General features: G+C 43.6%; 11 protein-coding genes and 1 other annotated feature (1 of these 12 only partly in view). Of the genes, 8 read left to right on the forward strand and 3 right to left on the reverse strand.

The window, feature by feature from the left end:
- Positions 1–105: a binding site (T-box leader), on the forward strand (it extends 124 nt beyond the left edge of the window).
- A gap of 59 nt (positions 106–164) precedes the next feature.
- The 6 genes from leuS to MWM02_RS03605 all read left to right on the forward strand — a co-directional run bounded on the left by leuS (position 165) and on the right by MWM02_RS03605 (position 6,875).
- Positions 165–2,582, forward strand: coding sequence for a leucine--tRNA ligase (leuS, locus tag MWM02_RS03585; RefSeq protein ID WP_064549505.1), 2,418 nt, complete (start codon positions 165–167; stop codon positions 2,580–2,582).
- A 55-nt stretch (positions 2,583–2,637) separates the two neighbouring features.
- Entirely contained in the window at positions 2,638–2,952 is a 315-nt protein-coding gene (locus MWM02_RS03590; protein WP_244402957.1) for a rhodanese-like domain-containing protein, read from the forward strand.
- A gap of 357 nt (positions 2,953–3,309) precedes the next feature.
- Positions 3,310–4,590: a helix-turn-helix domain-containing protein gene (locus MWM02_RS03595; protein ID WP_064549507.1), complete on the forward strand. Its 1,281-nt coding sequence runs from the start codon at positions 3,310–3,312 to the stop codon at positions 4,588–4,590.
- 11 nt (positions 4,591–4,601) lie between these two features.
- Positions 4,602–4,736, forward strand: coding sequence for a hypothetical protein (locus MWM02_RS19355; protein WP_256462204.1), 135 nt, complete (start codon positions 4,602–4,604; stop codon positions 4,734–4,736).
- Between the two features lie 172 nt (positions 4,737–4,908).
- Complete coding sequence (locus tag MWM02_RS03600; RefSeq protein WP_064549508.1) at positions 4,909–6,564, forward strand: M4 family metallopeptidase; 1,656 nt, start codon at positions 4,909–4,911, stop codon at positions 6,562–6,564.
- Positions 6,565–6,695: 131 nt separating this feature from the next.
- Positions 6,696–6,875, forward strand: a complete 180-nt coding sequence (locus tag MWM02_RS03605) for a sporulation protein Cse60 (RefSeq protein ID WP_064549509.1) — start codon at positions 6,696–6,698, stop codon at positions 6,873–6,875.
- Positions 6,876–6,884: 9 nt separating this feature from the next.
- Here MWM02_RS03605 and MWM02_RS03610 read toward each other — a convergent pair whose 3' ends face one another.
- Positions 6,885–8,159: a BaiN/RdsA family NAD(P)/FAD-dependent oxidoreductase gene (locus MWM02_RS03610; RefSeq protein ID WP_244402958.1), complete on the reverse strand. Its 1,275-nt coding sequence runs from the start codon at positions 8,157–8,159 to the stop codon at positions 6,885–6,887.
- A 123-nt stretch (positions 8,160–8,282) separates the two neighbouring features.
- Between MWM02_RS03610 and MWM02_RS03615 the strand changes: the two genes are divergently transcribed.
- Positions 8,283–9,908: a putative polysaccharide biosynthesis protein gene (locus tag MWM02_RS03615; RefSeq protein WP_244402959.1), complete on the forward strand. Its 1,626-nt coding sequence runs from the start codon at positions 8,283–8,285 to the stop codon at positions 9,906–9,908.
- Positions 9,909–9,928: 20 nt separating this feature from the next.
- On the opposite strand, the gene MWM02_RS03620 is transcribed toward MWM02_RS03615, so the two are convergent.
- Positions 9,929–10,144 carry a hypothetical protein gene (locus tag MWM02_RS03620; protein WP_064549512.1) on the reverse strand — a complete coding sequence of 72 codons (216 nt, stop codon included), beginning with the start codon at positions 10,142–10,144 and terminating at the stop codon, positions 9,929–9,931.
- Between the two features lie 108 nt (positions 10,145–10,252).
- Between MWM02_RS03620 and MWM02_RS03625 the strand changes: the two genes are divergently transcribed.
- A complete protein-coding gene (locus MWM02_RS03625; protein ID WP_244402960.1) occupies positions 10,253–10,975 on the forward strand; it encodes a pseudouridine synthase in 723 nt (240 codons plus the stop codon).
- Between the two features lie 132 nt (positions 10,976–11,107).
- Here MWM02_RS03625 and MWM02_RS03630 read toward each other — a convergent pair whose 3' ends face one another.
- Entirely contained in the window at positions 11,108–11,329 is a 222-nt protein-coding gene (locus MWM02_RS03630) for a DeoR family transcriptional regulator (RefSeq protein WP_071880423.1), read from the reverse strand.
- Positions 11,330–11,575 lie beyond the last annotated feature (246 nt).

An 11,575-nucleotide genomic window follows, 5' to 3' on the forward strand; every position in this document is an offset into this window, starting at 1 on the left:
TCGTAATGCCCGCCGTGAATCTGCGTTAATGATGAGAGTGAGCATGCGCGTCGGCGCGTGCTAATAAGGGTGGTACCGCGGGAATTTTCACCTCTCGTCCCTTTTGGGATGGGGGGTTTTTTCGTACGTGTATCTCATATGACAAAAAGACAGGAGGAAAGACAATGAGCTTCAATCATCGCGAAATCGAGAAAAAATGGCAGGATTATTGGGAAAAAAACAAAACGTTTAAAACGGTTGATGACGATGACAAGCCAAAATTTTACGTGTTGGATATGTTTCCGTATCCGTCCGGCGCGGGGCTGCACGTCGGTCATCCGGAAGGCTACACGGCGACAGATATTTTAGCACGGATGAAACGAATGCAAGGCTATAACGTGCTTCATCCAATGGGATGGGACGCGTTCGGTTTGCCGGCGGAGCAGTATGCCCTTGATACCGGAAACGACCCCGCGGAATTTACTGAGAAAAACATTAATACGTTCCGCCGCCAAATTAAATCGTTAGGATTTTCATACGATTGGGACCGGGAAATCAATACGACTGATCCAAATTACTATAAATGGACGCAATGGATTTTCTTGAAGTTATATGAAAAAGGCTTAGCTTATATGGATGAAGTGCCGGTCAACTGGTGCCCTGCGTTAGGAACGGTGCTTGCCAACGAAGAAGTCATTAACGGCAGAAGCGAGCGCGGCGGCCATCCAGTCATCCGCAAACCGATGAGACAGTGGATGCTTCGCATTACGGCGTATGCAGACCGCCTTTTGGAAGACTTAGAAGAATTGGATTGGCCGGAAAGCATCAAGGAAATGCAGCGAAACTGGATCGGCCGTTCAGAAGGCGCGGAAATTCGCTTTGAAGTGGATGGCCACGAGGAAACGTTCACGGTCTTTACGACCCGCCCAGATACCCTATTTGGCGCAACATATACCGTGTTGGCACCGGAACATCCGCTTGTCGAAAAAATTACAACTCCAGAGCAAAGAGCGGCAGTAGAAGCGTATTTGGATTCCATTAAAAGCAAAAGCGACCTTGAGCGTACCGATTTAGCGAAAGAAAAAACAGGGGTATTTACCGGCGCATATGCGATTCATCCAGTCACTGGCGAGAAGCTGCCAATTTGGATTGCTGATTATGTGTTAATGAGCTATGGTACGGGCGCGATTATGGCCGTGCCGGCGCATGATGAGCGCGACTACGAATTCGCGAAAAAATTTAACTTGCCAATCAAGGAAGTCGTCGCCGGCGGCGATATTGCGAAAGAAGCGTACACGGGAGACGGCGAGCATATTAATTCCGATTTCTTAAACGGCCTGAACAAAGAAGAAGCGATCAAGAAAATGATTGAGTGGCTAGAAGCCAATGGAAAAGGACAAAAGAAAGTCACATACCGTCTCCGCGACTGGCTGTTCAGCCGTCAGCGCTACTGGGGCGAACCGATTCCGATCATCCATTGGGAAGATGGCACGATGACACCGGTGCCGGAAGAAGAACTTCCGTTAAAGCTACCAAAAACGGATCAAATTAAGCCGTCAGGCACGGGAGAATCGCCGCTTGCGAACATTGAGGAATGGGTCAATGTCGTCGATCCGAAAACAGGCAAAAAAGGACGCCGTGAAACGAATACGATGCCGCAATGGGCAGGAAGCTGCTGGTATTATTTGCGTTATATTGACCCGCATAACGACAAACAGCTTGCCGATCCGGAAAAACTGAAAAAATGGCTGCCGGTGGACGTATATATCGGCGGTGCAGAGCATGCGGTGCTTCACTTATTGTATGCGCGTTTCTGGCATAAGTTTTTATACGATATCGGCGTTGTGCCGACAAAAGAGCCGTTCCAAAAACTATTTAACCAAGGAATGATTCTTGGGGAAAACAATGAAAAAATGAGTAAATCAAGAGGAAATGTCGTCAACCCAGACGATATTATCGAAAGCCATGGCGCTGATACGCTGCGGTTATACGAAATGTTCATGGGGCCGCTTGAAGCGTCGATTGCCTGGTCGACAAAGGGATTGGATGGAGCGCGCCGCTTCTTGGACCGCGTTTGGCGCTTGTTTGTCAATGAAAATGGCGAGTTGAATCCGAAAATCGTTGACAATCCAGAAACGGATACGCTTGAGCGCGTCTATCATCAAACGGTGAAAAAAGTGACGGAAGATTATGAAGCGCTTCGTTTTAATACAGCGATTTCGCAATTGATGGTGTTCATTAACGAAGCATATAAGGCGCCGGTATTGCCGAAAGAGTACATGGAAGGGTTTGTGAAACTATTGTCGCCGGTTTGCCCGCACATCGGGGAAGAATTATGGGAAAAACTTGGCCATAACAATACGATCGCATACGAACCATGGCCGACGTACGATGAGTCGAAGCTAGTCGAAGAGGAAGTCGAAATTGTTGTTCAAGTGAATGGAAAAGTAAGAGCAAAACTGCATGTCCGCGCAGATCTATCGAAAGAAGAGCTGGAACAAGCGGCGATGCAAGACGAGAGAGTTCAAGAACATATCGCGGGAAAAACAGTGCGTAAAGTGATTACGGTACCGGGAAAATTAGTCAACATTGTGGCAAACTGATCAAAAACGCCCCTCCTTTTTGCGAGGGGCGTATGATTGAAAGGAGATAATAACGATGGGAGAAATTAAGGAAATTACTGCGGCGGAATTAAAAGAAAAACTGGAACGCGGCGAAAAGCTAAACATCATAGACGTGCGTGAAGATGAGGAAGTGGCGCTCGGCATGATTCCAGGCGCCAAACATATTAAAATGGGAGACATTCCAAGCCGGCTCGATGAGTTCAATAAAGAGGAAGAGTACATTTTCGTCTGTCGCTCCGGGCGACGCAGCGAAAATGTTTGCCGCTATTTGCAGGAATTAGGCTATCGCGTCTGCAATATGGCCGGCGGCATGCTTGAATGGGAAGGAGATACCGTTCCGAAAAAGTAACGCCATATGCCGCGATAGGATGAAAGACGATCAATGTGCAAGTGAAAAGCGTTTGTCTGTTTCCATGTTGAAACAGACAAACGCTTTTTTCAAACAGCCACTCATACAAACATTATAATTTGCCGCTATTTTCCCAAATCTAGATCGATGTCACAGCATAATCGCATTTTCAAACTATTTATTTTCCCAATAAGAGAAAGTTCATTATCTTGTATAATAAGTAATAAATAAAAGCGAGGCCATCTTCTTTGTTTTCTATCCCTTTAGTCCAAATGGGTGATTTCGGATGAGAGAAAAAGGTTATATAATTTTCAGTAAATTTATATCATTATGAATATAAAAAGGGGTAGGTATTCGTTGAAGATTGGCGATCGCTTAAAATTTGCCCGCATTAAGCGGGAGTGGACACAGGAGGAAGTGGCAGAGGGGATTATTTCAGTATCATATTTATCAAAAATCGAAAACAATCAGGTGACGCCGAGCGAAGAGGTGCTGCGCTTGCTTTGCCAACGACTAGGGATTGAAAATATTTTTAGCGATAGTATGCATGAACAGGCGGAGCAAATTATGTCATGGTATAAAACAATAACTGATAAAAATGCACGCGAAGCAATCGAAATGTATGAAAAAATGAAAACGATGGTCGAGCGTTTTGAAGATGCCGAAGTGAACGCCTATTTTCTATTGGTGGAGATGCGGTATTATTTATTTACGAAAAATATCGATGCGGCGGAATCGTCGTTAATCAAAATCAGAGAATTATACAACACGTTTGATCATAAGATGAAATATTATTATTACAAATTTATAGGGCTTTTATATTATTGCAAGGAAAAATACGAGGAAGCATTAGAACATTATAAAAAAGCGGAACAGCTTTATCAATTTCAATCATTCCCAAAATGGGAAGAAGCAGATTTATATTATTTGTTAGCACTTGCATATAGTCAGTTATGGAAAATATTAAGCTGCATGAACTATGTGCAGCATGCATTAACCATTTACCAATCGGATTATAATTTGCGACGAAGCGCGGAATGTCATATTTTACTGGGCATTTGTCATCGAAGATATGGTGAGCTGGATAAAGCGATTGAATGTTACTCTCTTGCGCAAAAAGCTGCCCGAATGGTTAATGATATTGAAATATTAGGAATCATTGAGCATAACTTAGGATATTTAAAGTCAATGAAACGGGAGCATCGGGATGCCATTCAGCATTATGAGAATAGTTTGATATACAAAAGGAATGCTCCGTTGGCAGACCGTTTTATTACGCTATTTTCTCTCATTAAAGAATATTATGCTTCACAAAATTATCGAAAGGCGTTAGCAAATGTGGAAGAAAGTTTACAGCTTCTTAAAGAGCATTCGCATACGATTCCAACGTATTATGAGTATTACCTTCATTTCACTGTCTATCAATACTTGTTGTCAGACGATGTTTCCTGCCAAACATTTGAAACGTTTATGAAAAACGAAGTACTCCCTTATTTTCAAAAACATAAAAAATATGAAGAAGTGGCGCGATATGCTGAATATTTGGCGAGCTACTACGAACGGTGCCACAAGTATAAGCTGGCAAGCAAATATTATAAAATGAGCTATGAATTTCTAAAAAATATTATAAATATGTAGGAGGGATTTTCTTGAAAAAATTTTTATTTGGTGTATTGTCATTCGTTGTATTAAGCTCGTTGGTGCTTATCGGCAACGATCAACAACAAAAAGAAGCAGCCACCAAGGACCAACTTCCACCGCCTACAATCATTTTTGAAGCATAGTAAAACAGACAGCTGGCGTTTGGCTAGCTGTCTGTTTTTTTATTAATAAAAAGTAAAATTGGAAATATTATTCTGTTTCTAGGAATCGAGTGAAACGATTATTTTCCCAATACAATAATCGAAGTTGTTGTGTTAATATTCTGAATATAAAATCAAAAAAGGGAGTGGGAAAATGAAGAAAAGTGCAAAATTGGCAGCGTTCGTTTTAGCTGCCGGACTAGTTGTTCAAGCGCTTTTGCCTTACAGTGCGTTTGCTTCTACAGAAACAGTGACGTGGAATAAGCAGTTCCAAACTCCTGAGTTTATTTCCGGTCAGTTGCTCAAAGCAGATGTTGCCTCTCCCAATGAACTTGTCTATCAATATATAAACCTAAATAAGGAGAAGTTCAAGATTTATGGAAATGCTAAACAAACATTGAATTTAAGGGAAAAAAGGAAGGATGAGCTAGGTTATACGTTTATGCGCTTTCAACAGGAATATGAAGGTATCCCAGTGTATGGTGCCGTAGTTACAGCACATGTAAAAGATGGAACGTTAACCGCATTGTCAGGGACATTAATGCCAGAGTTAGATAAAAAAGGGTCTTTAAAGAAAGAAAAGAAACTAAACGCCAAACAGGCGCGTGACATTGCTGAGAAAGATTTAGTAGAACATGTGACAAAGCAAGTGCCAAAGTATGAACAAGGAAAAGACACGGAATTGGTTGTATACGTCTATGGCGACGACGCTCATTTAGCTTATGTGGTCAATTTAAATTTTTTAACCCCGGAGCCTGGAAACTGGATATATATTGTTGATGCGGAAAACGGTTCTATTTTAAATAAATTTAATCAGATCGATGCGGCAAAACTGGAAAATACAAAAACTGTTGCCGGCACTTCCAGCGTTGGTGTAGGAAGAGGAGTGCTTGGCGATCAAAAATATATTAATACGACGTATTCTTCCGATTACGGTTACTATTATTTGCAAGATAATACGCGCGGCAACGGCATTTTTACCTATGACGGCAAGTATCGTACGACATTGCCGGGGAGTTTGTGGGCGGATGCCGATAATCAATTTTTTGCAAGCTATGATGCAGCTGCAGTAGACGCTCACTACTATGCTGGCATCACGTATGACTATTATAAAAATGTTCATAATCGCTTAAGCTATGATGGCAATAACGCGGCGGTCCGGTCAACCGTTCATTATAGCCGCGGCTATAATAACGCGTTTTGGAACGGTTCGCAAATGGTATACGGTGACGGCGACGGACAAACATTTCTTCCTTTTTCAGGGGGAATTGACGTAGTTGGGCATGAATTAACCCACGCAGTAACTGAGTATACAGCTGGTCTTATTTATCAAAATGAACCTGGAGCGATCAATGAATCATTGTCTGACATTTTTGGCACGTTAATCGAATTTTATGCAAATAAAAATCCAGATTGGGAAATTGGCGAAGATATTTATACACCTGGAATTTCCGGAGATTCGCTTCGTTCGATGTCTGATCCAGCGAAATACGGCGATCCGGACCACTATTCAAAACGATATACCGGCACGCAAGACAATGGGGGAGTTCATATTAACAGCGGAATCATTAACAAAGCGGCATATTTGCTTAGCCAAGGCGGCACGCATTACGGTGTCAGCGTCACAGGAATCGGGCGCGATAAAATGGGAAAAATTTTCTATCGCGCGCTCACACAATATTTAACGCCAACATCGAACTTTAGCCAGCTTCGCGCCGCTTGCGTTCAATCTGCTGCCGACTTGTACGGATCAACAAGCCAAGAGGCTGCTTCTGTAAAGCAGGCGTTTAATGCCGTAGGAGTGTATTAAAGATCATTTTTATCAGCGGAGAGATCTCTCTTCGCTGATATTTTTATTTTTAAGTGAAGAGTGAAGGAATTTTTTCTTTGTAAAAGAAGTGAATAAATGAGGGGCGGCAATAATAAGGAGGGGACGTAACAATGTATAAAGTGAAGCTATTTGACGAAGAGCATGAAAAAGATTTGGAGCGGGCGGTGAATGCGTTTTTGTCCGGACTGAAAGAAGGACAGCTGATCGACGTGAAATATGATGTCGCGATGATGGAATCCGAAGGAGAGCAAATTTATTGCTTTTCGGCAATGGTCATTTATCGGACCTAACACAGCTCGTTAGGTCCTTAAAGACGTCGCGAACAATGCCGCGTTCACTCCAGCAAGCCTTCCGGTGACAAGGGCTGCTGTGATGTTATATCCTCCCGTATAGCCGTGAATGTCCAAGATTTCTCCGCAAAAATAAAGCCCCTCCATCCATTTCGAAGCCATTTTTTTCGGGTGAATTTCTTTGACAGAAACGCCTCCGCCGGTGACGAACGCTTTTTCTAACGGCAGCGTGCCGTGAACGTGAAACGTAAATTGTTTACATTGGCGGACAAATGTTCGAATTTTTTCATGCGCGAGCATTCCAGCCGGTGTTTGCGGGTCGATGTTGCTTCGCTCTAGCAAAAATAATATGTATCGTTCTGGGAGCAAGCCCTTGATGACATTTTTTATTGCCTTTTTTGGCTCCGTTTTGCACGCGTTGGTGAGCTGCTGAAACAACTCTTCTTGATTTTGTTCAGGAAGCGCGTCAATGCTCATCGTGACGGAGTTTGCCCCGTATTTTTTTAGCGCTTTGACGACAAATTGGCTGCAGCGCAGGGCGGCGGGGCCAGAAATGCCAAAATGAGTAAACAGCATATCCATCCGATGAGTGATGATCGGTTTTCCGTTTGGTTTTAGAACGCTTAAAGCGACATCGCGTAACGATAATCCTTGCAGCGTCCGCTCTTGAATGAACGGTTCGTTCGATGTAATCGGCACTTCGGTCGGAAACAGCTCGGTGATCGTATGCCCCGCTTTTTCTGCCCAAGCATAGCCGTCTCCAGTCGAGCCTGTTTGCGGAACCGATTTGCCGCCAACGGCGACGACAACGGCTTTCGCGCTGATGAATTCGCCGCTTTTTAGCGTCACGCCTACCGCTTTTCCATGCTCGTACTCCACGTCGGCCACCGGCGTGTTAAGCCGGACATCTACATGCAACCGTCTTAGCTCGTTTACTAGCGCTTGCACGACAGATTGTGCGTTATCGCTCACCGGAAACATGCGGCCATGATCTTCCTCTTTTAGCTGTACGCCTAACCGTTCAAAAAAGCGGATAATATCTTCATTATTGAATTCAGAAAAAGCGCTGTATAAAAACCGTCCGTTTCCAGGAATATGTTTAATGATTTCTTCGACAGGGAGCCGGTTTGTTACGTTGCATCGCCCGCCGCCAGAAATGGCAAGCTTCCGCCCAAGCTTATTCCCTTTTTCGATAAGAAGCACTTTCGCTCCTTGTTCTGCAGCGCCAATTGCCGCCATTAATCCCGACGGGCCTCCCCCGATAACGACAACTTCATATGCCATTTTCTTCACTATCCTTTCCGTATTATTATAATGGAGCGGGGGAAAATTTCTCGACCTTATCAAAAATATGATAAAATATCATAGTTATTATTTTCAATGCGATCAAGTTAGGGAAGGGATCATATGTCTACGTCGAAATTATTGCGCGGGACGTTTATTTTAACGGCCGGCGTCATGCTGTCACGCATTCTCGGTTTAATTTACGTTATTCCATTTTATCAGCTCGTGGGGGAACGGGGCGGCGCGCTTTACGGGTATGGATATGTGCCGTACCAAATTTTCATTAGCCTCGCTACGGGAGGGCTGCCGCTGGCGGTTTCCAAGTTTGTGTCGAAATATAATGCTTTGGAAGAGTATCGTATCGGTTATGTGCTATTTCGTTCAGGATTGCGGTTAATGATTGTCACTGGCGTCGTTTCTTGCGTTGTTTTATATACGATTGCCCCGTGGCTTGCTCCGTTTGTCATTGATGAACGCACAAATGTCAATTCCATTGATGATGTTGTGACTGTTATTCGCGCGGTAAGTTTTGCGCTTATTATCGTTCCCGTCATGAGCTTAATCCGCGGGTTTTTCCAAGGTCATGAATCGATGGGGCCGACAGCGCTATCGCAAGTGGTTGAACAAATTGTCCGCATTGCCTTTTTGCTGATCGGTTGTTACGTCGTTTTGCGCGTGCTGGAAGGTTCCCTCGTCACCGCTGTCAGTGTGGCGACATTTGCTGCTTTTGTCGGCGCCCTCGGCGGACTTGTTGTTCTCATTTGGTATTGGTGGAAGCGCAAGCCGTATCTTGACAATTTATTAAAGAGGGACCGCGGACAAGTGACGCTTTCCTTGAAAGAGATGTATAAAGAATTATTTCTTTATGCGGCGCCGTTCGTTTTTGTCGGTTTGGCGATGCCGCTTTACCAGTTAATTGACCAGTTTACCTTTAACCATGCGATGGCGAACATAGGGCTTGGAAAAATTTCCGAGCATGCTTATTCCGTTTTTAATATGTGGGCGCAGAAAATTGTCATTATTCCAGTGACGCTGGCGACATCATTTAGTTTGACGCTGATTCCAACGATTACAAAGGCGTATGTCGAAAGAGACCGAAAATCATTGCGGAAATATCTAAATCAAACGTTTCAAGTATTAATGTTTTTAACATTGCCTGCTGTTGCCGGCATGGCGGTTCTTGCAGGACCGGTTTATGCTGCGTTTTATAGCTACGATCCGCTTGGGGAGCAAGTGCTGCGCTGGTATGCGCCGACTGCTATTTTGTTCGCATTGTTTTCCGTGACGGCGGCAGTGCTGCAAGGCATTAATCAGCAACGTTTTTCGGTCGTCAGCTTAACATTAGGGCTTCTCGTGAAGCTTTCTCTCAATACGTTTCTGATTACAAAATTGGCGACGATCGGCGCGATACTTGCAACGATGTTAGGTTATTTTGTTTCGGTTGCCTTTAATTTATGGATTATTAAAAAATACACCAGCTACCGGTATCAGTTTGTCATACGCCGCACTATTTTTATAGCCATATTAACGGCGCTGATGTCTGTTTTTGTTGTGATTGTACAGCTGTTTTTGAAATCAGTGCTTCATTATCATGGTGGAACAGCGGAATCAATCGCAATTGTCGCAATTGCCGCGCTTATCGGCGCAGCGGTGTATTTCTTTTTCAGCGACCGGTCAGGGTTGCTTGTTTCGCTGTTTGGAAATCGGTTTGCATTTTTGCGGCGCAGAAAAGAAAAGAAGGCGGTCTAGTCGCCTTCTTTTCTAAAAGGTTAAAATTCTTCCGTTGTAGGAAGACCAAGCCGGCGCTCGACGCGCTGCAAGCGGCGATTAAGGCGGTTGAGGCGATCGGTATGGCGCTCTAACGTCCGTTCGATCCGATTCAGGCGTTGCTGAATGTTTCCGAAACCTCCTGGGAAGCCAGGACCAAAAGGCTGAGTAGGCTGTTGACGATAATCATCTGTCATTGAAGGATAATAGTAATTCATTATGGGCCAATCTCCTTTCTTCATTTTCTTTCATAGTATATGGAAATAGGGAGAATGCGGACTAGACAAACGCCTAGTAGGCGCAAATTTTTTAAAGGTGGTGAACATATGGGGCTGCGCATCGATAAAATGCTTGCCAACATGGGCTATGGAACAAGGAAAGAAGTAAAAAAAATGTTAAAGTCCGGTGTCGTAAAAATTGACGGCATGATCGTAAAAGACCCGAAAACGCAAGTAAACCCGAGTGAGCAAGTTGTGACGGTGCGAGGAGAGGAAGTCGAATATAAAGAGTTTATTTATTTAATGATGAACAAGCCGCCGGGGGTGATTTCGGCGACGGAAGATATGGTGGAAGAAACGGTGGTTGATCTACTAGAAGAGGAAGACCGCATGTTTGCTCCTTTTCCTGTTGGCCGATTGGATAAAGATACAGAAGGGCTTTTATTGTTGACGAATGATGGCCAATTAGCTCATCAACTGCTTTCCCCGAAAAAGCATGTGCCGAAAACGTATTTTGCTGTCATCGATGGAGAGGTGACGGAAGAGGATATCGAATCATTTCGCCGTGGCGTTGTTTTGGACGATGGATATGAAACAAAACCGGCGGAACTTGTTATTTTAAAATCGGGACTTCGTTCGGATGTGGAAGTGACGATTATGGAAGGAAAATTTCACCAAGTAAAGCGAATGTTTCGGGCGCTAGGGAAAAGAGTTGTTTATTTAAAACGGATTCGAATGGGGCCGCTCGTTCTTGATCCATCGTTAGAGGTCGGTGAATATCGGGAATTGACGGATGAAGAAGTGGAGATGTTAAAACGATTTCGCCCTTAAAGCGGCAAAAAAATGGAACCTTTTTCAGGTTCCTTTTTCTATCCAAACGGAATGTGCATTCGTTTTCGGGTATGTTGAGGCTCATTCATTTTGCATATAACCTCTCACCTTTGTCTCTCTTCTTAGAACCAATCAAGAAGATATTCGCACCTTCTTATTGGTTGTCGTCCATTTGCCCTTGCTAGGGCTGCGAACTAGGTCGTTATACGCTAACACGTTTAAATCGCGCTGAATTGTTCTTGGGGTAGTGCCGAACTCATCTACAAGCTCTTGTGTCGTCACCGTTCCTTTTTCGCTAATGTACAAGTAGACGGATTTAATTCGTGTTAGCATACGATGTGTCGAAGGTTTCAAAAGACCACTCCCTATCGTTACATAATTCGCATGGCACAACATCGCTACTTCTAAGATGAGAGATTATATCTTGTTGTCTTTTATTATATTTTACACGAAAAAGGGGGGGAATGCTACCGATTTGCCGAGATTAACAAAATATTTCAATATTTTTTAATACAATAGTAATATGATCGTAAAAAAAGAAAACTTTGACTTTATTTATTCGTTTATGTTACGGTGACAACAAGAGAAAAAAGAAAGGGA

The sequence above is a fragment of the Parageobacillus sp. KH3-4 genome (assembly GCF_022846435.1).
In the GTDB taxonomy this organism is placed as follows: Bacteria; Bacillota; Bacilli; order Bacillales; family Anoxybacillaceae; genus Parageobacillus; species Parageobacillus thermoglucosidasius_A.